This window comes from Caballeronia grimmiae, from assembly GCF_022879615.1.
Lineage (GTDB): Bacteria > Pseudomonadota > Gammaproteobacteria > Burkholderiales > Burkholderiaceae > Caballeronia > Caballeronia grimmiae.
The window spans coordinates 22,876-44,824 of record NZ_CP084271.1 but is presented as its reverse complement, the minus strand read 5'-3'; the positions used below and the strand labels follow the sequence as shown (position 1 = coordinate 44,824).

The 21,949-nt window shown below is 65.4% G+C and carries 21 protein-coding genes; 14 read left to right on the top strand and 7 right to left on the bottom strand.

Features of this window, described 5'->3' with window-relative positions; all coding sequences use genetic code 11:
* Positions 1 to 131: 131 nt before the first annotated feature.
* The 12 genes from gspD to LDZ21_RS00160 all read left to right on the top strand — a co-directional run bounded on the left by gspD (position 132) and on the right by LDZ21_RS00160 (position 11,631).
* Positions 132 to 2,573 carry a type II secretion system secretin GspD gene (gspD, locus tag LDZ21_RS00215; protein WP_244793767.1) on the top strand — a complete coding sequence of 814 codons (2,442 nt, stop codon included), beginning with the start codon at positions 132 to 134 and terminating at the stop codon, positions 2,571 to 2,573.
* Positions 2,570 to 4,090, top strand: coding sequence for a type II secretion system ATPase GspE (gene gspE / locus LDZ21_RS00210; RefSeq protein WP_370886220.1), 1,521 nt, complete (start codon positions 2,570 to 2,572; stop codon positions 4,088 to 4,090). Before gspD ends, gspE begins: the two co-directional genes overlap by 4 nt.
* 16 nt (positions 4,091 to 4,106) lie before the next feature.
* Positions 4,107 to 5,324, top strand: coding sequence for a type II secretion system inner membrane protein GspF (gene gspF, locus LDZ21_RS00205; RefSeq protein ID WP_244793766.1), 1,218 nt, complete (start codon positions 4,107 to 4,109; stop codon positions 5,322 to 5,324).
* Entirely contained in the window at positions 5,324 to 5,737 is a 414-nt protein-coding gene (locus LDZ21_RS00200) for a type II secretion system protein N (protein WP_035962075.1), read from the top strand. The genes gspF and LDZ21_RS00200 overlap by 1 nt, the downstream gene beginning before the upstream one ends.
* 133 nt (positions 5,738 to 5,870) lie before the next feature.
* Entirely contained in the window at positions 5,871 to 6,341 is a 471-nt protein-coding gene (gene gspG, locus LDZ21_RS00195) for a type II secretion system major pseudopilin GspG (protein ID WP_280519414.1), read from the top strand.
* Positions 6,342 to 6,365: 24 nt separating this feature from the next.
* Complete coding sequence (locus tag LDZ21_RS00190) at positions 6,366 to 6,839, top strand: GspH/FimT family pseudopilin (RefSeq protein WP_035962071.1); 474 nt, start codon at positions 6,366 to 6,368, stop codon at positions 6,837 to 6,839.
* Positions 6,839 to 7,225 (top strand): type II secretion system minor pseudopilin GspI, encoded by a 387-nt coding sequence (gene gspI, locus LDZ21_RS00185; RefSeq protein ID WP_035962069.1) that lies wholly within the window; start codon positions 6,839 to 6,841, stop codon positions 7,223 to 7,225. Before LDZ21_RS00190 ends, gspI begins: the two co-directional genes overlap by 1 nt.
* Complete coding sequence (locus tag LDZ21_RS00180) at positions 7,203 to 7,886, top strand: PulJ/GspJ family protein (protein ID WP_244793765.1); 684 nt, start codon at positions 7,203 to 7,205, stop codon at positions 7,884 to 7,886. Before gspI ends, LDZ21_RS00180 begins: the two co-directional genes overlap by 23 nt.
* Positions 7,887 to 7,888: 2 nt before the next feature.
* Positions 7,889 to 8,998 carry a type II secretion system minor pseudopilin GspK gene (gene gspK, locus LDZ21_RS00175; RefSeq protein ID WP_244793764.1) on the top strand — a complete coding sequence of 370 codons (1,110 nt, stop codon included), beginning with the start codon at positions 7,889 to 7,891 and terminating at the stop codon, positions 8,996 to 8,998.
* Between the two features lie 31 nt (positions 8,999 to 9,029).
* On the top strand, positions 9,030 to 10,352 hold the full coding sequence (gspL, locus tag LDZ21_RS00170) for a type II secretion system protein GspL (protein ID WP_244793763.1): 1,323 nt from the start codon (positions 9,030 to 9,032) through the stop codon (positions 10,350 to 10,352).
* Entirely contained in the window at positions 10,349 to 10,852 is a 504-nt protein-coding gene (gene gspM, locus LDZ21_RS00165; protein WP_244793762.1) for a type II secretion system protein M, read from the top strand. The genes gspL and gspM overlap by 4 nt, the downstream gene beginning before the upstream one ends.
* Positions 10,849 to 11,631: a type II secretion system protein N gene (locus LDZ21_RS00160; RefSeq protein WP_035962059.1), complete on the top strand. Its 783-nt coding sequence runs from the start codon at positions 10,849 to 10,851 to the stop codon at positions 11,629 to 11,631. Before gspM ends, LDZ21_RS00160 begins: the two co-directional genes overlap by 4 nt.
* Here LDZ21_RS00160 and LDZ21_RS00155 read toward each other — a convergent pair.
* Positions 11,628 to 13,184 (bottom strand): efflux transporter outer membrane subunit, encoded by a 1,557-nt coding sequence (locus LDZ21_RS00155; RefSeq protein WP_244793761.1) that lies wholly within the window; start codon positions 13,182 to 13,184, stop codon positions 11,628 to 11,630. The genes LDZ21_RS00160 and LDZ21_RS00155 overlap by 4 nt on opposite strands.
* A gap of 178 nt (positions 13,185 to 13,362) precedes the next feature.
* Complete coding sequence (locus LDZ21_RS00150; protein ID WP_052005665.1) at positions 13,363 to 13,653, bottom strand: hypothetical protein; 291 nt, start codon at positions 13,651 to 13,653, stop codon at positions 13,363 to 13,365.
* Between the two features lie 181 nt (positions 13,654 to 13,834).
* Here LDZ21_RS00150 and LDZ21_RS00145 point away from each other — a divergent pair, with 181 nt between their 5' ends.
* Entirely contained in the window at positions 13,835 to 14,317 is a 483-nt protein-coding gene (locus tag LDZ21_RS00145; protein ID WP_244794856.1) for a MarR family winged helix-turn-helix transcriptional regulator, read from the top strand.
* A gap of 91 nt (positions 14,318 to 14,408) precedes the next feature.
* Positions 14,409 to 15,980 carry a DHA2 family efflux MFS transporter permease subunit gene (locus LDZ21_RS00140; RefSeq protein WP_280519413.1) on the top strand — a complete coding sequence of 524 codons (1,572 nt, stop codon included), beginning with the start codon at positions 14,409 to 14,411 and terminating at the stop codon, positions 15,978 to 15,980.
* A 10-nt stretch (positions 15,981 to 15,990) separates the two neighbouring features.
* Here the strand turns inward: LDZ21_RS00140 and LDZ21_RS00135 are convergent, their stop codons facing one another.
* The 5 genes from LDZ21_RS00135 to hslV all read right to left on the bottom strand — a co-directional run bounded on the left by LDZ21_RS00135 (position 15,991) and on the right by hslV (position 21,775).
* A complete protein-coding gene (locus LDZ21_RS00135) occupies positions 15,991 to 16,497 on the bottom strand; it encodes a hypothetical protein (protein ID WP_035962052.1) in 507 nt (168 codons plus the stop codon).
* 147 nt (positions 16,498 to 16,644) lie between these two features.
* On the bottom strand, positions 16,645 to 18,264 hold the full coding sequence (gene gshA, locus LDZ21_RS00130; protein WP_244793760.1) for a glutamate--cysteine ligase: 1,620 nt from the start codon (positions 18,262 to 18,264) through the stop codon (positions 16,645 to 16,647).
* Positions 18,265 to 18,467: 203 nt separating this feature from the next.
* Complete coding sequence (gene ada, locus LDZ21_RS00125; protein WP_244793759.1) at positions 18,468 to 19,550, bottom strand: bifunctional DNA-binding transcriptional regulator/O6-methylguanine-DNA methyltransferase Ada; 1,083 nt, start codon at positions 19,548 to 19,550, stop codon at positions 18,468 to 18,470.
* 339 nt (positions 19,551 to 19,889) lie between these two features.
* A complete protein-coding gene (gene hslU, locus LDZ21_RS00120) occupies positions 19,890 to 21,227 on the bottom strand; it encodes an ATP-dependent protease ATPase subunit HslU (RefSeq protein WP_244793758.1) in 1,338 nt (445 codons plus the stop codon).
* An 11-nt stretch (positions 21,228 to 21,238) separates the two neighbouring features.
* On the bottom strand, positions 21,239 to 21,775 hold the full coding sequence (gene hslV, locus LDZ21_RS00115; RefSeq protein ID WP_035962047.1) for an ATP-dependent protease subunit HslV: 537 nt from the start codon (positions 21,773 to 21,775) through the stop codon (positions 21,239 to 21,241).
* Positions 21,776 to 21,949 lie beyond the last annotated feature (174 nt).

Here is a 21,949-nt window from a genome sequence, read left to right as displayed (position 1 = left end):
TTTATAAATAATCGTGGTGGGGCGGACACGCTCGCACCTCGGTCGGCAGCGCCGTCGGAATCATTGGCGCCGCCTTAGCCGGTTAATTTTTGTAGGCCGGCTCAGACATCACATCCATGAGAAGACAACCTATGGCACTGCGTCGCCACGCGACGGCACTGCTGGCGGCGGGACTTATCGTCACGCAAGCCGCGCACGCGCAAGTGACGTTGAATTTCGTCAACGCCGATATCGACCAGGTCGCGAAGGCGATCGGCGCCGCTACCGGCAAAACCATCATCGTCGATCCCCGTGTGAAGGGGCAGCTCAACCTCGTCTCCGAGAATCCGGTGCCCGAGGAGCAGGCGCTGAAGACGCTGCAGTCGTCGTTGCGCATGCAGGGCTTCTCGCTCGTGCAGGATCACGGCGTGTTGAAGGTCGTGCCCGAAGCCGACGCCAAGCTGCAAGGCGTGCCGACGTACGTCGGCAATGCGCCCGGCGCGCGCGGCGATCAGGTCATCACGCAGGTCTTCACGCTGCGCAATGAATCGGCGAACAACCTGCTGCCGGTGCTGCGCCCGCTGATCTCGCCGAACAACACGATCGCCGCCTATCCCGCGAACAACACGCTCGTCGTGACCGATTACGCCGATAACGTGCGGCGCATCGCCGGCATCATCGCGGGCATCGATACGGCGGCGGGCCGCGAAGTCGATGTCGTCTCGCTGAAGAACGCGAACGCCATCGACGTCGCCGAGCAGATGAACAAGCTGCTCGATCCCGGCACGATCGGCAGCACCGACGCGACGCTCAAAGTCACCGTCACGCCCGACGCGCGCACCAATTCGCTGATGTTCCGCGCGTCCAGCAGCGCGCGGCTCGCGGCTGCGAAGGCACTGGCGAAGAAACTGGATGCGCCCACGTCCGAGCCCGGCAACATGCACGTCGTCGCGCTGCGCAACGCCGACGCGACGCGTCTTGCCAAAACGCTGCGCGCGATGCTCGGCAAGGGCGGCGGCGGGTCGGACAACACTTCCGGCAGTTCGGGCTCGAACACGTCGAACTCGTTCGGACAAAGCGGCCTCGGCAACTCGTCCACCTCGACGGGCTCCGCCGGCATGCCGCCGCTGCCTGGCGGCATGAGCAGCAGCAGTTCGGGCATGGGCAACAATCCGATGTCCGGCTCGGGCGGCAATCGCGACAGCAGCTTCTCGTCGAACAAGGACAGCGAGAGCGGCAACGATACCGGCAGCGGCGGCGGCATGATCCAGGCAGATTCCGCGACGAATTCGCTGATCATCACGGCAGCGGACCCGGTTTATCGCAACTTGCGCTCGGTCATCGACCAGCTCGACGCCCGCCGCGCGCAGGTCTATATCGAAGCGCTGATCGTCGAGCTTTCCGCGACGACGGGCGCGAATCTCGGCATCCAGTGGCAAGGCCTGCTGCTCTCGAACGGCGGCAACAACGCGCTCTACGGCAGCTCGAGCTTCGGCTCCGGCAACACGAACATCTTCGATCTGACCGTGCAGGGCAATGCGATCGCGCAAAACCCCTCCGCCATCACGTCGACGACCGGCCTGCTCGCCAACGGCCTGAACATCGGCCTGCTGCATCGTTTCGGCAATTTGTTCGGTCTGGGCGGGCTGTTGCAGGCGCTGTCGACGTCGTCGGATGCGAACATCCTCTCCACGCCGAATCTGATCACGCTCGACAACGAGGAAGCGAAGATCGTCGTCGGCCAGAACGTGCCGGTGGTCACGGGCTCGTATGCCACGCCGACTGCGAACGCGGCCACGTCGGTGACGGCGTTCAACACGTTCGACCGGCGCGACGTCGGCGTGACGCTGCACGTGAAGCCGCAGATCACGGACGGCGGCGTGCTCAAGATGCAGATCTATCAGGAAGACTCGAGCGTCGATGCCTCGACCAAGACGGATCCGGGCGGCGTGACCATCAACACGCGTTCGGTGCAATCGACCATTCTTGCCGACGACGGCGAAATCGTCGTGCTCGGCGGCCTGATGCAGGACCAGTACAACAACAACAACAGCAAGATTCCGCTGCTCGGCGACATTCCTTTCATCGGCAGCCTGTTCCGCAGCGAAAGCAAGACACGCACGAAAACGAACCTGATGGTGTTCCTGCGTCCGGTCATCGTGCGCGACCAGTCCACGGCCACGCAGATCGCGAACTCGCGCTACGACTATTTGCGTCAGCAGCAATACGGATCGACCACGGATAACCGCCTCATCAAGGATCAGAACGTGCCGATGATGCCGCCGAAGCCGCTCGGTCCGAGCGAAGGCGGTGGCGCTCCGGCCCAGAATCTGCTCGACTGGAACAATCTGACGCGCGGCGTGCCGAGTTCGACGCTGCCGCAGGACCCGAACGCCGGCCCAGCGCCGCAGCCGTATCAGCAGGCGCCGCAGAGCACGTATCCGGCGCCCGCCAACGGCGCGACGAACGCGATGCCCGGCAACGCGGCGACCAACGCCATGCCGGGCAACGCGGCGACGAACAACTACGCGGTGCCGAACAATGCGCCGAGCGCGCGGCCGCTCGACAGCAGTCCGACAGGAGCCCGACCGTGAACACGGTGAACGCGGTAGTCGAAAGCACGAACCCCATCGCCGATGCAGCAGCGCACGGGGCCGCCACGGCCGCGTCGCCGCTTGCCGCGCGGCTCGTGCCCTACGGCTTCGCGCGAAGCGGGCAGATTCTGCTCGCGCATCAGCACGCGGACAACATCGAAGTGTGGATCAGCGAGCGCACGAGCGACGCCGCCCTCGCGGAAGTCGCGCGCAATTTCGGCGCGCTGTCGATCGTGCGCAAGTCCGCCGACGAACTCGCCGCGGCGATCAACTCGGCTTACGCCCGCAACGACGGCAGCGCCGCGCAAGTGGTCGGCGAAGTGGAAGGCGAAGTCGATTTGTCGCGTCTGATGCAGGACATTCCGGAAGTCGAAGACCTGCTGGAATCCGAAGACGACGCGCCGATCATCCGCATGATCAACGCGCTGTTGACTCAGGCGGCCCGCGAACAGGCGTCGGATATTCATATCGAGCCTTTCGAGAACGCGTCGGTGGTGCGGTTTCGCGTCGACGGCACGTTGCGCGATGTCGTGCGTCCGAAGAAGGCGCTGCACGGCGCGCTGATCTCGCGGATCAAGATCATGGCGCAGCTCGATATCGCCGAGAAACGCTTGCCGCAGGATGGCCGCATCACGTTGCGCGTCGGCGGCCGTCCGGTCGATGTGCGCGTGTCCACGCTGCCGACCGGCCACGGCGAACGCGCGGTGCTGCGTCTGCTCGAAAAGGACGCGCAACGCCTGAATCTCGAAACGCTCGGGATGGCGCGCGACACGCTCGTCAACTTCGACAAACTGATCGGCAAGCCGCACGGCATCGTGCTCGTGACCGGTCCGACCGGCTCCGGCAAGACGACCACGCTGTACGCGTCGATGTCGCGGCTCGAGACGACGACCACCAACATCATGACGGTGGAAGACCCGATCGAATACGACTTGTCGGGCATCGGTCAGACGCAGGTGAACGAGCGCATCGGCATGACGTTCGCGCGGGCGCTGCGCTCCATTCTTCGTCAGGACCCGGACATCATCATGATCGGGGAAATTCGCGACCTCGAAACCGCGCAGATCGCGGTGCAGGCGTCGCTGACCGGTCACCTGGTGCTCGCGACGCTGCACACGAACGATGCGGCATCCGCCGTCACGCGTCTCACCGATATGGGCGTCGAACCGTATCTGCTGGCGTCGTCGCTGCTCGGCGTGCTCGCGCAGCGGCTCGTGCGCCAGCTGTGTCCGGTCTGCAAGGAAGAGCGCGAGGACGAGAACGGCGTGAAGCACTGGCATCCGGTCGGTTGCGACCGATGCGGCCAGTCCGGTTACGTAGGCCGTCGCGGCGTGTACGAACTGCTGCTGATCGACGACGAGATCCGCCCGCTGATCCATCGCAACGCCGCCGACGCCGAGATTCTCGCGGCCGGGCGCGCACAAGGCATGCGCACGCTGCGCGAGGACGGCAACCGCTGGCTGGCGGCGGGCGTGACATCGCTCGAAGAAGTGCTGCGCGTGACCGGTGGCGATTAAGGGCGGAGCGTAACGTATGCCAGCTTTCCGTTTCGAAGCGATCGACCACGCGGGCAAGACGCAGACCGGCGTTCTCGATGCCGACAGCGCCCGCGCCGCGCGCAGCCAGTTGCGCACGCAAGGACTGACGCCGCTGGTCGTCGAGGCCGCCGGCACGCGCACGCGCGGCGAGCGGCAGCAGCGCCTGTCGCTGGGGCGTCGGCTGTCGCAGCGCGAGCAGGCCATCCTGACGCGCCAGCTCGCGAGCCTGCTGATCGCCGGCCTGCCGCTCGGCGAAACGCTCGCGGTGCTGACGGAGCAATCGGAGCGCGATTACATCCGCGAACTGATGGCCGCGATCCGCGCCGAAGTGCTCGGCGGCCATTCTTTCGCCAACGCGCTCGCGCAGCATCCGAAGGACTTCCCGGAGATTTATCGCGCGCTGGTGGCGGCGGGCGAGCATACCGGCAAGCTCGGGCTCGTGCTGTCGCGTCTCGCCGATTACATCGAGCAGCGCAATGCGCTGAAGCAGAAGATCATTCTGGCGTTCACGTATCCGGGCATCGTGACGATCATCGCGTTCGGCATCGTCACGTTCCTGTTGAGCTATGTCGTGCCGCAAGTGGTGAACGTGTTCGCCAGCACGAAGCAGGCGCTGCCCTTCCTCACCGTGATGATGATGGCGCTGTCCGCGTTCGTGCGCAGTTACTGGTGGGCGGTGTTGATCGCCGTCGCGGTGTTTGCGTGGCTCGTGCGGCGCATTCTGTCGCGGCCCGGACCGCGCCTCGCGTTCGACCGCTGGCTGCTGACCGCGCCGCTCGTCGGGAAGCTGGTGCGCGGCTATAACACGGTGCGCTTCGCCAGCACGCTCGCCATTCTGACCGCCGCCGGCGTGCCGATCCTGCGTGCGTTGCAGGCCGCGGGCGAAACACTGAGCAACACGGCGATGCGCAATAACGTCGACGACGCCATCGTGCGCGTGCGCGAAGGCTCGTCGCTATCGCGCGCGCTCGGCAACACGAAGACGTTTCCGCCCGTGCTCGTGCATCTGATCCGCTCGGGCGAAGCGACCGGCGACGTCACCACGATGCTCGATCGCGCTTCCGAAGGCGAATCGCGCGAACTCGAACGCCGCACGATGTTCCTCACGAGCCTGCTCGAACCCTTGCTGATCCTGGCGATGGGCGGCGTGGTGCTGGTCATCGTGCTCGCGGTGATGCTGCCGATCATCGAACTGAATAATCTGGTGCAGTAATGAACGCCCTGCAAACCCGTCTGCTCACGCTTGCCGCCCTCGCGCTCTTTTGCGTGACGGTGACGTACTGGGTCGTCACGCTGACCTCGCGCCAGACCGCGCCGCTGCCCGCCGCCGCCGCGACGCGCACGCCATCGGTCGAGCAGGCCGCGACCATCTTCGGCGGGCAACTGGAGCGTCAGGCGAATTCCGACGTGCATCTGTTCGGCATCCTCGCGCTGCAGGGCGGCGCGGCGGCCATCGTCAGCTACGGCGGCGAACCGGCGCGCGCGGTGTCGCTCGGCAGCGCGCTCACGCAGGGCGTGAAGCTGTCGGAGGTGCGGCCGCGCTCGATCATCATCGAACGCAACGGCGCGAAGTCGGAAATCTTCCTGCCGCCGATGCCGCCCGGACCGACGATCTACGTGCGCTGATGCGCGCGTTGACTGCGGTCACGGCGCGGCGGGCGCGGATGGATAGAATGCCCGGCGGCTTCCATTATGTGTAAGCCGCTTGTCCTTTAATCAAAGCGGGCGCAAGCCCAGAATCAACCACGAGGTAGCACTCATGCAAATGTGGACTCAACGCCGCATGCAAATCACCCGGGCGCAGGCCCAGGGGCGTCGTCAACGCGGTTTCACGCTCATCGAAATCATGGTCGTGATCGCGATTCTCGGCATTCTCGCCGCGCTCATCGTGCCGAAGATCATGAGCCGTCCGGACGAAGCGCGCCGCGTCGCCGCGAAGCAGGACATCGGCACCGTCATGCAGGCGATGAAACTGTACCGGCTCGACAACGGCCGCTATCCGACGCAAGAGCAAGGCTTGCGCGCGCTGGTCGAGAAGCCGTCGACCGAGCCGGTGCCGAACAACTGGAAGGACGGCGGTTATCTGGAGCGTCTTCCGGCCGATCCGTGGGGCGGCCAGTATCAGTATCTGAATCCGGGCGTGCACGGCGAAATCGACGTGTTCAGCTACGGCGCGGATAACAAGGCGGGCGGCGACGGCAACGATGCCGACGTCGGCTCGTGGCAATAGCCATTGCGTAGTTGAGAGATCAGCGTGAACGGGCATCGAAAAGCGCGTCGTCAGGCAGGTTTCACGCTGCTGGAAATGCTCGTCGTGCTGGTGATCGCCGGCTTGCTCGTGTCGCTCGCGTCGCTGCAGCTCACGCGCAATCCGCGCACCGATCTGAACGAAGAGGCGCAGCGGCTTGCGCTGCTGTTCGAATCGGCGGGCGACGAAGCGCAAGTGCGCGCGCGTCCCATCGCCTGGCAGCCGACCGACGGCGGGTTTCGCTTCGACATCCGCACCGAGGACGGCTGGCGTCCGCTGCGCGACGACCTGCTGCGCGCGCGGCGCTGGGAGGGCGGCGTGACCGGCGTGACCATCCAGTTTCTCGATTCCGACAAGTCGGTGAGCCGCCTGATCTTCGGCACGGAAGCCATCGATACGCCGATGGAGATCACGCTCGTCTCGGCGGCGGGCCGCGCGACGATCATCGGCAGCGGCAATGGCCGCTTTCAGGTGCGGTGATGCACACGCGACGCCAAACCTCCGGCTTCACGATGATCGAAGTGCTCGTCGCGCTGGCGATCATCGCGGTGGCGCTCGCGGCGTCGCTGCGCGCGGTCGGCTCGCTCGCGACGGGTGAAGCGGACTTGCATCGGCGGCTGCTCGCGGGCTGGAGCGCGGACAACGAACTCGCGCAGCTTCGCCTGTCGCACGTGTTTCCGGATATCGGCTCGCGCTCGTTCGATTGCTCCCAGGGCAACCTGAAGCTCGTCTGCACGCAGCGAGTCACCGCGACGCCGAACCCGATTTTCCGGCGCGTCGAAATGTTCGTCTCGACGCCAGGCCGCTCGGGCAATCTCGCGCAAATGGTCACGGTGGTGGCGAATGAAACGAATCGCTCGCTCTGAGGCCCGGCGCAGCGGCCAGCGGCAGCGCGGTTTTACGCTGCTCGAAATGCTGATCGCGATTGCGATTCTCGCGGTCATCGCGGTGCTGTCGTGGCGCGGACTCGATTCGATCATCCGCTCGCGTGCAACCATCACCAATTCGATGGAAGACGAGCGCGTGGTCGCGCAGCTATTCGACCAAATGCGCATCGACGCGCGCCAGGCCGCGACCGACGACGAAGCCGGTCAGCCCGCCGTGTCGCTCGGCAACGGCTCGCTGCAAATCGTGCGCGGCGTGTTTGCGCCGAACACGGCGCCGCGCTTGCAGGTGGTGCGGTATCGGCTGTCGAGCGGGCGCATCGTGCGGTATGCGTCGCCGCCGCTTGAAAACGTCGGCGAAGTGCGGCGCGCGCTGTCATCGGGCGATACCGCCGATGGCTGGAGCGCCGTGCCGCTGATGGGCGGCGTCGGGTCGCTGGCGGCGCGCGTCTACATTCCGCAGAAAGGCTGGACGACGCGAATGGCCGACGTGCTCTCGCAGATCAACGACAACGACAACAACCTGAAGGTGCCGCAACTTGGCAATGCGCCGCTCGCGCGGGCGGTGTCGGGCATTCAGGTGGCGGTCGGCGCGCCGAATCTCAGCGTGCCGATCAAGCGCGTGTTTCTGGTCGGAGAGTGACGATGCGGACAGCGGGCGCAAGCGCAAAGCAACGTGGCGTCGCGATCATCAGCGCGCTGCTGGTCGTCGCGCTGTCCGCCATTCTGGTTTCGGGCATGTTGTGGCGGCAGCAGGTGCAGGTGCGGCGCATCGAGAATCAGCGGCTGCTCGCGCAGGCGCAGTGGATTTCGCGCAGCGCGCTCGACTGGACGAGGCTGATCCTTCGTTCGGAAGCGGATACCTCGCCGACGGTCACGTATCTCGGCGGCGTGTGGGGCGTGCCGATCGCGAAGACGAAGCTCTCCGATTTTCTCGGGCAGATCGGCGAAGTGCGCGCGCAGGAAGGCGCGCAGACGTTTCTGTCCGGCTCGATCGAGGATGCGCAGGCGAAGTTCAACCTGCGCAATCTGGTCGCGACGCCCGCGCCTGGCGTGCTGACCATCAACGTGCAGCAGATTCAGTCGTTCCAGCGGCTGTTGACGCTGCTCGGCATCAACGGATCGCTGGCGAAGACGGTGGCCTTGCAGATGCGCGCGGGACTCGCGCGGTCCGCCACGCGCTTTCAGACGCAGACCGGCAACGGCGCGAGCCTCGCGACATCGCCGGAACAGACGATGGCCGCGATCGCGCAGGGCGGCGGCGCGACGGGCGGCGGCAACTTCACCGACGATCCCGGCCTGAAGGACGCCGACAGCAACGCGCCCGTCGCGCCGCTGCAAATGATCAGCGTGGATTCGCTCCTCGACGTGCCCGGCTTTTCGGCGGAAGCAGTGGCGAAGCTGCGCAAGTTCGTGAACGTGCTGCCGACGACGACGCCCGTCAACATGAACACCGCGCCCGCCGAAGTGGTCGCGGCGGTGGTGGAAGGCATGAGCCTGTCGCAAGCGCAGGCGTTCGTCGCGCGCCGCGAGACGGTGTTCTTCCACGATGCCGGCAACGTGCAGCTCGCGCTGACCGGCGCGGGCGTGAAATCGACGTCGATCGACCCGAGCGAGCTCGACGTCACCACGCGCTATTTCGTAATTCACGGTCGCGTCGACCATGAGCGCGCGCAGCTCGAGCGCACGACGCTCGTCTACCGCGATCCGACGACGCACACCACGCGCATCGTCTACACGCGCGACGCGCTGTGATGACGATGTTTCTGACAAGAGGAAGTGGCCTTTGAGCACACTGATCGTTCTATTGCCGCCGCGCGATCCCGCGGTGCGCTCGCAGGAGTGGGACCTGCCGGACCTGCCGTTTCTGCTGCTCGACAAGCGCGGCGAGACGCAGCGCGCCGGCCGCGCCGCAGTCGGATTGCTGCCGCGCGCCAGCTTGACGGTGCTGATCGTCGCCGCTCGCGATACCTTGCTGCTTGCCGCCGCCGTACCGCCGCTCAAGGGGCCGCGTCTGCGTCAGGCGTTGCCGAACGTCGTCGAAGATCAATTGATTCAGGACCCGCAGACCTGCCACATCGCGGTCGATCCCGTCGCGCTCGCGGATGGCCGTCGCGTGGTCGCGGTCATCGATCGCGGATGGTTCCGCTTCGTGTGCGACGCGTTCGCGAGCGCGGGGCATCGCAATCTGAAGGCCGTGCCGGCGATGCGCTGCCTGCCCGTCCCGGCGGTCGAAGCGGTCGAAGGCGAAGCGTTCGCACACACGCCGTTCATCGCGGGATTGCTGGGCAAGGTGGTATCGACTGCGCCCGCGCTGCTCGGTGAGATCGAGGCGAGCGCGCCGTCGCCGGCTGCTCCGCGCGTCGAAATCGCCATTGCGCGCGGCGAAGGCGCGGCGCTCGGTGAAGGGCTGGCGCTTCCCGTCGATTCCATCGCGCCGACGCTCGCGGCGCTCGCCGGCGATCAGCCGGTCACGCTGTACTCGCTCGCCGATCTGCCCGGCGACGAGCCGCGCCTCGCGTCGTCGCGCAGCGCGGTGGCGCTGGCGGACGCGCAGCCGCTCGCGTTCGAAGCGTTCGCGCGGCAGGCGCTGGCGAGCCGCTTCGACCTCTGCCAGTTCGAATTCGCCGCGCAGCCGTGGCGGCTCGATCGCGCGACGATGCGGCGTCTGCGCGTGCCGATCGCGCTCGTGGCGGCGTCGGTGATCGTGTCGATCGTCGGGATCAACGTGCAGTGGCTTCAGCTTGCGCGCCAGCGCGACGCGATCAGCGCGCAGATGACGGAACTGCTGCTCAACGCATTCCCGAAAACGACCGTCGTGCTCGATGCGCCCGATCAGATGTCGCGGAATCTCGACCGCTTGCGCGTGGCGTCGGGCGAGCTGTCGCCTTCGGATTTTCTTTCCCTCGCCGACGGCCTCGCGCGTTCGCTCGGCCCGGTGCCGGTCAATGGCATCGCCGGGCTGGATTATCGCGACCGGCATCTCGAAGTCACCTTCAAGCCGGAGACGAAGGTCGATCCCGACCTGACGAAGCGCCTCGCCGCGAACGGACTGAACGGCGCGATCGACACCAATACCGGCAAATGGACAATCAGGAGCGGCCAATGAAAGCGGAACTCGGACGAACGCTTTCCGAATTCTGGGAAGGGCGCACGCCGCGCGAGAAGACCTTGCTGTTGTGGGGCGGCCTCGTGCTGGGCGTCGCGCTGATTTATCTCGTGCTTTGGGCACCGGCTTTCGAAGGCCGCGAGCGCCTGCGCGAAACGCTGCCGGCGATGCAGCGCCAGCTCGCGACGATGACCGCGCAAGCCACCGAAGCGCGCGCCCTCGCAGGGAACGCCGAAAGCGTCACGCCGACGGGCGGCGCGCTGCGCGATGCGCTCGCCAAGTCGCTGGCGGACAACGGCATGCAGCCGACGCAGGTTCAGGTGATCGGCGCGGCGGTGCAGATCCAGTTGAAGAACGCATCGTTCCCGAACTGGACGATGTGGCTCGACGACGCACGCAAGCAGTTCAAGGTGCAGGTGTCGGAGGCGCACGTGACGGCGCTCAAGCCGGACGGCCAGGTGGACTTAAGCGCATCGCTGCAACCGGCCGGGGTCAAATGAGCTATTGGACTCGCAGAATCCGGCTCGCGCTGCCGGCGCTCGTCGTGATGGTGTTGTCGATTGCCGGAACGCTGCTCGTGATGCTGCCGGCTGCGTGGATCACGCCGCAGTTCGCGCGCGCGACGGGCGGCCATGTGAATCTCGTCGACCCGGCTGGCTCCCTATGGCGCGGCTCCGCGACACTGATGCTCGCGGCGGGCGGCGACGGCGCGGGCGCGACGTTGCTGCCGGGGCGCATCGAATGGACCACGGCGTTCTGGCCGCTCTTCACGGGCCGCATCCACATGACGATGCGGCAGACCGAAGCGATGCCCGACCCCGTGACCGTTGACGCCACGATGCGGGGCGCGTCGCTTTCGCCGGGCGCGATGGCGGTGCCCGCGACGCTGCTCGCCGGACTCGGTGCGCCGTTCAACACGCTGAACTTCGATGGAACCGTGCGGCTTTCGTGGACCGAATTCCGCGTGCTCGGCAAAAACGCTTACGGCCAGTTCGTCGTCACGCTCGATGACATGGCTTCGCGCGTGTCGCGCGTCAGGCCGCTCGGATCGTATCGGGTTGCGTTGCAGGCGCAGGGCGCATCGGCGGCGATCGATTTATCGACGACCAAGGGACCGCTTTTGCTGACAGGCAAAGGCATGCTCGCGGAGGGCGCGACTTCGTTCGAAGGCACGGCGAAGGCCGAGCCGCAGCAGCGCGAGAACCTCGCCGGCCTGTTGAACCTGCTGGGACGCCATACCGATCCGGATACGGTCGCGCTGACCTTCGCGCGCTACTAGCCGCCCGGCGCGCGTTTCTCCGCCGAGACCGCAACAGGCGCTTCGACGCCGCCCGTCTCGCGGTCCATCTGCCCGGCATCCCAGCCGCCGCCCAGCGCCTTCACCAGTCCGACCGACGACACCATTCGCTGCCCCGCGATGCTCGCGAGCTTTTGCTGGGCGGTGAACGCGGTCGTCTGAGCCGTCAGCACGTTAATGAACGCGACGGTGCCCGCCTTGTACTGATTGTTGATGATCGCGAGCGCCTGCTGCGCGGATTCGACCGCCTGCTGCTGCACGACGATCTCCTTCTCCAGAATCCGCAGTGACGCGAGGTTGTCCTCGACGTCCTGGAACGCGGTCAGCACCGTCTGCCGGTACGTCGCGACGTTCTGATCGTAGGCGGCGCGGGCTGCGTCGGTGCGGGCGGCGCGCAGGCCGCCGTCGAAGATCGTCGCGGCGATATCCGGCCCGAGCGTCCAGAAACGCGACGGCGCGCGCAGCAATTGCGACAGCACTGAACTCTCGAAGCCGCCCTGAGCCGACAGCGTCAGCGACGGAAAATACGCCGCGATCTCAATGCCGATCTGCTCGTTCGCCGCCGCGGCCTTGCGCTCGGCGGATGCGATATCGGGCCGCCGCTCGAGGATCGCGGACGGCATTTCCGCCGGCACGGTCGGCGGCGTGGCGTCGAGCGGCATGGCGGGAAGCGAGAAGGTCGATGCCGGCTCGCCGACCAGCACGGCTATCGCGTGCTCATACTGCGCGCGGGCGACGCCGTTATCGATTGCGGCGGCCTGCGCCGACTGCAACTGCGTTTGCGCCTGAATCACATCCGAGCGCGCGACGATGCCCTGCGCATACTGGTTCTGTGTGAGCTTGAGCGACTGCTGATAAGCGCCGACGGTCTCGTCGAGGAGCTTTTGCTGCGCGTCGAGCGAGCGCAACTGGAAGTACGTCTGCGCGAGCGTTGCCTGTGCGGAGAGGCGCGCGTTGGCGAGATCGGCGGCGGCGCCCTGCTGTCCCGCCTTCTGCGCATTCACCGTCCGGCCGATGCTGCCCCACAGGTCCGGCTCCCACGTCGCGTCGAGCGCGAGGCTGAACTGGTTGTTGATCGATCCCTGCTGGCCGAAGCTGGAACTGTTGGTCGAACGGTTGCCCGCGCCCGTCCCCGCACGCGATGCCGACGCCGACGCGCCGATTGTCGGGAAATACGATGCCCTCGCCTCGCCGACGAGCGCCCGCGCCTGCCGATACGCAGCCGCGAATTGCGCGATGCTCTGGTTCGATTGGTTCAGACGCGCTTCGAGGTCGTTGAGGGAAGCGTCGTTATAGATGGTCCACCATTCGCCGCGGTCGAACTGATCGGACGGCTGCGCGACTTTCCAGCCTTGAGGCGCTTCCTTGTAGCTGGCCGGCATCGGCGTGGCCGGACGCTGATAGTCGGGACCGACGGCGCATCCGGCGACGGCGATCGCGACTGCGGCAGCAACCGCAATGACGCGCAGTTGCCGCGCAGTGCGATTGACGGTGCGAGGAAAAAACGAGGCGGAAGCGGCGGGGCGATACGGCATCTGCTTGTCAGGAATCCTGTCGGCGGCGTTTCATCCGGTGCGGCGAACGCGGTGAGCCGAGATGGTAACGGAACGCCCGCGCGGTCGGGCGCGGCGGGCGTCGGGCAGACATCAGCCTAACGGCTTCAGCGTAAGCCTGGTGTTACGCGGACAGACGTATGAGTTACAGCGCGTTACTTCAACGGCCCGTCGCGCCGCAGCTTCCCTGACACGGCGCGGCCGGTGGCGCGAGCAAGCGGCGCTCGGAAACGGTGGCCGAAGCGGCAGCCGCGCTTTTCCGTCGATGCCGATTCTCGAACCACCCCATCCCGAGCACCGCGAACGAGCCGCCCGGCAGCAAGAACACGATCAGATACAGCGCGAGCTTCCACGCATTCAGTTTCGACGGGACGAACTGACGGGAAGCTCGGGCGATCGTGCTGCTGACTTGGCCGAAGCGTCGGCGGGCGGTGTTGGCGAGGCGGGTCATCGGATGGTCCTGACGTCGTGGTAGTGACGCGGCTGGAATCAAAACATGGTTTCGGGCGGCGCAAAAAGTGCGTGACGCGTTGCATCAAATAATATTGACTAAGCAACTACTTTTCAAGATACTGCTGTCTGCTTTTTACGACTGTTGTATCGCGGCACGCCGCGCCCGACGTCACCACCGAATGGACAGCGAACCGCTCTACGATCCCGCCACGATTCAGCTTGAAACCAGCCTCGGCTATTACCTCGCCAAGGCGCGCAACGTGCTGATGGCGCGGACCGATCAGGCGTTGAAACCGCTCGGCCTGACCTCGCAGCAAATCGGCGTGATTCTCTGTCTGGCGTCCGGACGAGCACGGACGCCGCTGGAACTGTCGCGGGAGATGTCGTACGACAGCGGTTCGATGACCCGCATGCTCGACCGGCTCGAAAAGAAAGGGTTCGTGCGGCGCACACGTAGCGACACCGACCGGCGCATCGTCGAACTGAAGCTGAGCGAGCGCGGGCAAGAAGCGGCGGCGCGGCTTCCGGCGATCGGCGCGGCGGTGCTCAACGAGCAGTTGCACGGCTTCAGCCGCGCGGAACTCGATTCGCTCGTCGCGATGCTGGCGCGCGTGATCGATAACTCTCCAACCGATGCAAGCCCCGGCTGCACGCTCGACTAACGCGGCCACCACGCTTTAACGCTGCCTGTTTCACTGTCTGAGCAGAGAATGACGCGGCACTTACTTTCAAAACGCCGGAGCAAGAACAAGAATGTCTACGACCGCAGCGACCGACCAGGCCAACGACGCCCGACCGCCCGCCCCGACGCCGCTCGCCGGCGGCATCCTCGCGTTGCTGACGATGGGCCTCGCGCTCGGCACGTTCATGGAAGTGCTCGATACGTCCATCGCCAACGTCGCCGTGCCGACGATTTCAGGCAGCCTTGGTGTCGCCACGAGCGAAGGCACGTGGGTCATCTCATCGTACTCGGTGGCATCGGCGATTGCGGTGCCGCTGACGGGCTGGCTCGCGCGCCGCGTCGGCGAGGTGAAGCTGTTCACCATTTCCGTGCTGCTGTTCTCGGTCGCCTCGGCGCTCTGCGGCTTCGCGAACAGCTTCGAGTCGCTGATCGCATTCCGGCTGCTGCAAGGCCTCGTCTCCGGTCCGATGGTCCCGCTGTCGCAGACCATCCTCATGCGCAGCTATCCGCCGGAGAAGCGCGGCCTCGCGCTCGGCTTATGGGCGATGACCGTCATCGTCGCGCCGATCTTCGGCCCCGTGATGGGCGGCTACATCACCGACAACTACACGTGGCCGTGGATCTTCTATATCAACGTGCCGATCGGCATCTTCTCGGCGGCCATCGCGTATTTCCTGCTGCGCGGCCATGAGACGAAGACGACGAAGCAGCGCATCGACGGCGTCGGGCTGACGCTGCTCGTGATCGGCGTCGCCAGTCTCCAGATGATGCTCGACCTCGGCAAGGACCGCGACTGGTTCAGTTCGACGTTCATCGTCACGCTGGCGATCGTCGCGGCCGTGTCGCTCGCGTTCATGTTCGTGTGGGAAATCACCGAGAAGGAGCCGGTCATCGACCTGTCGCTGTTCCGCGACCGCAACTTCGCGATGGGCGTGCTCATCACGTCGCTCGGCTTTCTCGCGTTCTTTGGTTCTGTCGTCGTGCTGCCGCTCTGGTTGCAGACCGTGCTCGGCTACACGCCGTGGCTCGCCGGCCTGGCGACCGCGCCCGTCGGCATTCTGGCGCTCGTGCTGTCGCCGATGATCGGCCAGAACATGCATCGCATGAATCTGCGCGTGGTGGCGAGCTTCGCGTTCATCGTGTTCGCGCTCGTGTCGTACTGGAACTCGACGTTCACGCTCGACACGCCGTTCCACGACATCATTTATCCCCGGCTGGTGCAGGGCATCGGCGTGGCGTGTTTCTTCGTGCCGATGACGACCATCACGCTCTCCAGCGTGTCCGACGACCGGCTCGCGGGCGCGGCGGGGCTGTCTAATTTCCTGCGGACGTTGTCGGGGGCGATCGGCACGGCGGTCAGCACGACGTTCTGGGAAAACGACATGATCCGCCATCACGCGGTGCTGACGGAATCCGTCACCGCGTATTCATCCACGACGACGGAATACACCAACGCGCTCTCCGGCCTCGGCTTGTCCGGGCCGGCGGTGGCGGCGCAACTGGATCGCGTGGTGACGGCTCAGGCGTACATGATGTCGACGAACGATTTCTTCCGCATTTCCTTCTATGCGTTCATCGTGCTGGCCGCGATGGTGTGGCTGACGCGTCCGAAGAAAGGCGCGTCAGCGTCGATGGGACACTGACGCTGCGCGCTTACTGCGGCGTCAGCGGCGCGACCGACTGGCCCGGCTGGCTGTCGAGATTGAGCGGCACGGGCTGCGGCGCAGGCGGCGTCTGCACCGCCTGCGGCGTCGACATCGCGGGGCGCGGCGCGCCGTTGCGCACGAAGTTCTTGAAGTCCGCGCCCGCCGCCCACGGATTCGGCTCGCAGCCGAGCGGGCTGTCGCAGTGCGCGGCGAAACCGATCGTCGCTGTGCCTTCGTTGCTCGGCGTCTTGGTGATCTGATACGCGAGCGCGCGCTTGCCGCTCGACGGTCCGGCCGTCTGGATGATGGCATCCGTGATGGCCTGCAGCTTGTACTCCGAGTGATTCGTCACCCAAACCTGCGCGCGCGCCCACCAGGCGTCGCATTCGAGCTTGCTCATGCAGGTGAGCGGCGCGGTGGCCTGCTCCATCGTCTGGCTGCTGACGTGCGTATCGGTGGCGCAGCCGGCAAGCAATACGAGCGACGCAGCCGCGCTTATCAGTTTGTGGTTCATCGCATATCCCCCGCGTCCCCGTTTGATCGATAAAGAGCCGATTTTCGACCAGCCACCGACGATCATGTTCGGCGCGTTGCCGTCTGTTTCAAATCGGGAACTTCTTTCCGGTCACCCGAAGCGTTGCGGTAAGAAAACCTGCGCTTTTCAGACGTCGGCGCGTGTGAGCTTGTAGTCGCGATAAGCGGCGACGAACGCATCGAACGATTCGGTTTCGTTGCGCTCGATGGCGGCCTGCTCTTCCAGCGACTTCGCCGCGAGCGCCTGCATCTCGCGCTCCTCGTCCGCCGGCAGCGGATTGCGGCGATAGTGCTCCGCGTGCTGAAGGCTCACGTCGAGCGCGAACGCGTGGAAGGATTGCTGCTTGTCGCGCATCGTCTGGAGGACGCGGGCAGACGGCGTGAGTGACGCATCTTCAATGCGCGGACGAAGCGCCTGGAGCGCGCGCACGTGATCGCCCGTGCCGATGAGCTTGTCCAGCGTCGCCGCGACCGGTTCAATGGCATCGAACAGTTCATTCGCCCATTGCTGCATCGACACCGGTGCGCCGTCGCGTTGAAGCGTGAGACCGGGCTTGCGTCCTTCCTTGGTGATCGCGCTGAAGTTGTCGTTCGCTTCGATACTCTCCTCGCGCGGCATCAGCGGGCTGTCTTCGAGTGCGCAATAAAGCAGATACGCGTCCAGAAAACGCGCCGTTTCCAGCGAGATGCCGGCGGGTGCGAAAGGATCGATGTCGAGGCAACGCACTTCGATGTACTGCACGCCGCGCTCGGCCAGCGCATGCAGCGGCCGCTCGCCGGATCGCGTGATGCGTTTCGGGCGGATCGTCGAGTAGAACTCGTTCTCGATCTGCAGCACGTTGGTGTTGATCTGCACCCACTCGCCGTCTCGCTGCGTGCCGATGGCCTCGTATGGCGCGTAGGGCTGGCTGACGGCTTTGGCGAGCACGTCGAGATAGGCGTCGAGGTTGTCGTAGCTCGGCAGCAAATCCGCTTGCGCCGGATTGTTCGTGTAGCCGAGGTCGCTCATGCGCAGGCTGGTCGCGTGCGGCAAGTAGAACGTGTCGGCGTCGAACGCTTCGAGCGAATGGCGTTTCCCTTCGACGAAGCGCTTGTCCAGCGCCGGCGACGCTCCGAACAGATACATCAGCAGCCAGCTCGTGCGCCGGAAGTTGCGGATCAGCGCGAAGTAACGCTGCGAGCGGTAGTCCTGCTCCGTCAGCGTGATCGCCGGTTCGAGCGCCTGCCACGCGCGCCAGACCTGATCGTCGAGCGAATAGTTGTAGTGGATGCCTGCGATGCACTGCATCGTGCGGCCGTAGCGCAGCGACAGCCCCTGCCGGTAGACGTGCTTCAGCTTGCCGATGTTCGACGTGCCGTACTGGCCGACCGGAATCTGATCGTCCGGCGGCAGCGCGTTGGGCATCGAGTTGTTCCACAGCAGCTCGTCGCCGAGATGGGCGTAGACGAAGCGATGGATCGAATCGAGCCGCTCGATGGCGCGCGCAGCGTCTGCTTCGGCGGGCGTGATCAGCTCGACGAGCGCCTCGGAGTAGTCGGTCGTGATGAGCGGATGCGTAAGCGGCGATCCAAGCGCGCGCGGATGCGGCGTCATGGCGAGTTCGCCCTTGGGCGTCACGCGCAGGCTTTCTTTCTCGATGCCGCGCAAGCCTTGGCGCAGCGCATCGGCGTGCGGGCCGGACGCAAGCGCGGCAAGCCTGCGCTGATACGCGCCGGCTGCGGGGTGAGCGGAATTCTTATTTGCCATCGAAGCGTTGTGCGAGGAGCGCGAGCGGCTCGCGCCCGGTCATATTTTCGGGTAGCGGGCACTTTAACATTTCGATGTTGCGCGTGCTTGAGGTGACAACAGGCCAGGCTGTGCGCCGTTTGCACGTCCGTCTCGCAGTCGTTTCGCGACAAGAAAACGCCCGCGCGTCTCGGCGACGGCGGGCGCGTATCCGCTACGGCTCGTCAGGCGATTTCGCCGGTTTCCTTATGCGTGCGCTCGGTGTCGAGCAGCGTTTCCTTGCGCGCCAGTCCCCACCGATAGCCGGCGATCGCACCGTCCTTCCCGATCACGCGATGACACGGAATCGCCAACGCCACCGGGTTCGATGCACATGCGTTCGCCACCGCCCGCACCGCGCCCGGCGATCCGACCGCCGCCGCGATCTCCGTGTAGCTGCGCGTCTGCCCGTACGGAATGCGCATCAGCGCGTCCCACACCCGCTGTTGAAACGCGGTTGCGCCGATGTCGAGCGGCAAATCGAAACGTTCGCGCGTGCCTTGGAGATACGCACGGATCTGCGCGACGAACGGCGCGAGACGCGCGGCGTCCTCGATGCGCACGGCCTGCGCGAAATCCGCCGCAAGCTGGCCGATGAGGGCGTCACGGTCATCACCGAAAGCGATCTCGCAGACGCCCTTGTCCGTCGCCGCGATCAGCACGACGCCGAGCGGCGTATCGGCGGTGACGTAGCGCACCGTGAGTCCCGCGCCCTTGCGCCGATAAGCCGATGGCGTCATGCCGAGTTCCGTCGCCGCCGCTTCGTACAGCCGCGAAGGCGAGAAGCCCGCGTCGTGCGTCGCGTGAGTCACGTCGCGGCCGCGTTGCAGCGCGTCGCGCAGCACGCCGGCACGCTGCGCCGCCTGATACTGCCGCGGCGAAATGCCGACGATCCGCGTGAACAGTCTCTGCAAATGGAACGGGCTGACGTGCACGGCTTCGCTCAACTGCGCGAGCGTCATGCGCTGCTGCGGATCGGTGTCGAGCGCCTTGCACGCGCGTTCGACGATCGCGAGTTCCCGCGGCAGGCTCGTCGGCTGACAGCGTTTGCACGGACGATATCCGGCGGCGGCGGCTTCGTCGGTCGTCGTGAAGAACGAGACGTTCTCGCGACGCGGCGCCCGTGACGCGCACGACGGCCGGCAAAACACGCCTGTCGTGCGCACGGCGAAGAAGAATGCGCCGTCGGCGCGGGCGTCGCGCTCGGCGACGGCTTGCCAGCGGCTTTCGTCTGACTGATAGGGAGGGTCGATGCGGGCGGTATTCATGAGAACCTCGGCGGCTTTTGGGTACGCGTCCACTGTATTGCCGCGCCGACGAGGTTACGCGCCGTTTCTTGCGCTGTCATCGTGCGATTCGTCCAGCGCGTCACAAAAAGTGACGCACAGATACCACACATCGACGCCATAGGGGTTTTTACTAGAAAAACTATTGCGTCGCATCAACACGCTGTGTATGATTGGAACTGTCTCCTCCATGTCTCCTCCTGATATGGATTCAACCCGCCGACCAGGCGGGTTTTTTTTCGCCTGTCGCTTTTGCGGCCCGTGCAGCGCCCGCGTAAAAAAACCGGGCGCGCGGCCCGGTTTGCTCGTCGGCGGTTTGCCTTACAGCACGTACCGCGACAAATCCTCGTCCTGCGCCACTTCACCCAACGCACGATCGACGTAAGCCGCATCGATCTTCACCGGCTGGCCCGTGTGATTGCCCGCCGCGAACGACACTTCTTCCAGCAACTTTTCGATGACCGTATAAAGCCGCCGCGCGCCGATGTTCTCCGTCTTTTCGTTGACCGAGTACGCGATTTCGGCAAGCCGGCGGATGCCGTCGTCGGTGAAATCGAGTTCGACCTCTTCAGTTGCGAGCAGCGCCTTGTACTGCTTGACGAGGCTGGCATCGGTCGAATTCAGGATCGATTCGAAGTCCTGCACCGAGAGCGAATCGAGTTCGACGCGGATCGGGAAACGGCCCTGCAATTCGGGAATCAGGTCGCTCGGCTTTGCGAGATGGAACGCGCCGCTCGCGATGAACAGAATGTGATCCGTCTTGATCATCCCGTACTTGGTGTTGATCGTCGTGCCTTCGACGAGCGGCAGCAGATCCCGCTGCACGCCCGCACGCGACACTTCGGCCCCACCGACTTCGCTGCGCGACGCGATCTTGTCGATTTCATCCAGAAACACGATGCCGTTCTGCTCGACGTTCTGAACCGCCCGGCTCTTGACCTCTTCGTCGTTGAGCATCTTGCCGGCTTCCTCGTCGGTCAGGAGCTTGAGCGCTTCCTTGACCTTCACCTTCCGACGCGTCTTCTTGCCGCCGCCGATGTTCGCGAACATCGAGCGAATCTGTTCGGTCATGTCCTCCATGCCCGGCGGGCCCATGATGTCCATGCCGGCTTGCGGCATTTCCACGTCGAGCTCGATTTCCTTGTCGTCCAGCGCGCCTTCGCGCAGGCGCTTGCGGAAGGTCTGACGCGTCGTGTTGTCGCCTTCGCTCGTGGTTTCCGCCGCGCCGAAACCGACCGGCCGCGCCGTCGGCAGCAGAATGTCGAGGATGCGGTCTTCGGCGCGATCCTCGGCCTTCGTGCGGACCTTCTTCATTTCCGATTCACGCGTCTGCTTCACGGAAATCTCAATCAGATCGCGCACGATACTGTCGACATCGCGGCCCACGTAGCCGACTTCGGTGAACTTGGTCGCTTCGATCTTGATGAACGGCGCGTCCGCGAGTTTCGCGAGACGCCGCGCGATTTCGGTCTTGCCGACGCCCGTCGGCCCGATCATCAGAATGTTCTTCGGCGTGATTTCCTGACGCAGCGGCTCCGCGACCTGCTGACGGCGCCAGCGGTTGCGCAGCGCGACGGCGACGGCTTTCTTCGCGCGTCCCTGCCCGATGATGTGTTTGTCGAGTTCGGAGACGATTTCGGAGGGAGTCATGGTGGTCATCGCGGGGTCCTTTATTCGATCGTCTCGATGACGCGATTGTGATTGGTATAGATGCACATATCGCCGGCGATCGTCAGCGCTTTCTCGACGATATCGCGCGGCGCGAGTTCGGTGTTTTCCGCAAGCGCCTGCGCGGCGGCCTGGGCGTATGCGCCGCCGGAACCGATCGCGCAGATGCCGTTTTCGGGATCGAGCACGTCGCCGTTGCCGGTGATGACGAGCGTCGCGTCCTTGTCCGCGGTGATGAGCATGGCTTCGAGCCGGCGCAGCATGCGGTCGGTGCGCCAGTCCTTGGCGAGTTCGACGGCGGCGCGCGTGAGATTGCCTTGGTGCTTTTCGAGCTTGGCTTCGAAGCGGTCGAGCAGCGAGAACGCGTCGGCGGTGCCGCCGGCGAATCCGACCAGCACCTTGCCGCCATAGATGCGGCGCACTTTCCTGGCGCCGCCCTTCATGACGATGTTGCCGAGCGTCACCTGACCATCGCCGCCCAACGCGACTTTGCCGCCGCGCCGCACGGAGACGATGGTCGTGCCGTGAAATTGTTCCATGTGCGTTCCTTAAGAAAACAGAAGAACGCGGGCGGCTTCGCGAAGACTGTCGAGCCGCCACGCAGTCGAGAATTCGATGGAGTGCACGGCGCGGGGTTCCGCCGGCCGTTGAGGCGAAAGGCGTACGGCGCCGCGCGCGCGCCTTGTGTTGAGCAGGCGCGTTTTGTTTATCTT

Excerpts from the sequence above, each read along its gene's own strand:
- gspD (WP_244793767.1), top strand. The coding sequence starts at position 132 with ATGGCACTGCGTCGCCACGCGACGGCACTGCTGGCGGCGGGACTTATC.
- gspF (WP_244793766.1), top strand. The coding sequence starts at position 4,107 with ATGCCAGCTTTCCGTTTCGAAGCGATCGACCACGCGGGCAAGACGCAG.
- LDZ21_RS00200 (WP_035962075.1), top strand. The coding sequence starts at position 5,324 with ATGAACGCCCTGCAAACCCGTCTGCTCACGCTTGCCGCCCTCGCGCTC.
- gspG (WP_280519414.1), top strand. The coding sequence starts at position 5,871 with ATGCAAATGTGGACTCAACGCCGCATGCAAATCACCCGGGCGCAGGCC.
- gspI (WP_035962069.1), top strand. The coding sequence starts at position 6,839 with ATGCACACGCGACGCCAAACCTCCGGCTTCACGATGATCGAAGTGCTC.
- LDZ21_RS00180 (WP_244793765.1), top strand. The coding sequence starts at position 7,203 with ATGAAACGAATCGCTCGCTCTGAGGCCCGGCGCAGCGGCCAGCGGCAG.
- gspK (WP_244793764.1), top strand. The coding sequence starts at position 7,889 with ATGCGGACAGCGGGCGCAAGCGCAAAGCAACGTGGCGTCGCGATCATC.
- gspM (WP_244793762.1), top strand. The coding sequence starts at position 10,349 with ATGAAAGCGGAACTCGGACGAACGCTTTCCGAATTCTGGGAAGGGCGC.
- LDZ21_RS00160 (WP_035962059.1), top strand. The coding sequence starts at position 10,849 with ATGAGCTATTGGACTCGCAGAATCCGGCTCGCGCTGCCGGCGCTCGTC.
- LDZ21_RS00155 (WP_244793761.1), bottom strand. The coding sequence starts at position 13,184 with ATGCCGTATCGCCCCGCCGCTTCCGCCTCGTTTTTTCCTCGCACCGTC.
- LDZ21_RS00150 (WP_052005665.1), bottom strand. The coding sequence starts at position 13,653 with ATGACCCGCCTCGCCAACACCGCCCGCCGACGCTTCGGCCAAGTCAGC.
- LDZ21_RS00145 (WP_244794856.1), top strand. The coding sequence starts at position 13,835 with ATGGACAGCGAACCGCTCTACGATCCCGCCACGATTCAGCTTGAAACC.
- LDZ21_RS00140 (WP_280519413.1), top strand. The coding sequence starts at position 14,409 with ATGTCTACGACCGCAGCGACCGACCAGGCCAACGACGCCCGACCGCCC.
- LDZ21_RS00135 (WP_035962052.1), bottom strand. The coding sequence starts at position 16,497 with ATGAACCACAAACTGATAAGCGCGGCTGCGTCGCTCGTATTGCTTGCC.
- gshA (WP_244793760.1), bottom strand. The coding sequence starts at position 18,264 with ATGGCAAATAAGAATTCCGCTCACCCCGCAGCCGGCGCGTATCAGCGC.
- ada (WP_244793759.1), bottom strand. The coding sequence starts at position 19,550 with ATGAATACCGCCCGCATCGACCCTCCCTATCAGTCAGACGAAAGCCGC.
- hslU (WP_244793758.1), bottom strand. The coding sequence starts at position 21,227 with ATGACCACCATGACTCCCTCCGAAATCGTCTCCGAACTCGACAAACAC.
- hslV (WP_035962047.1), bottom strand. The coding sequence starts at position 21,775 with ATGGAACAATTTCACGGCACGACCATCGTCTCCGTGCGGCGCGGCGGC.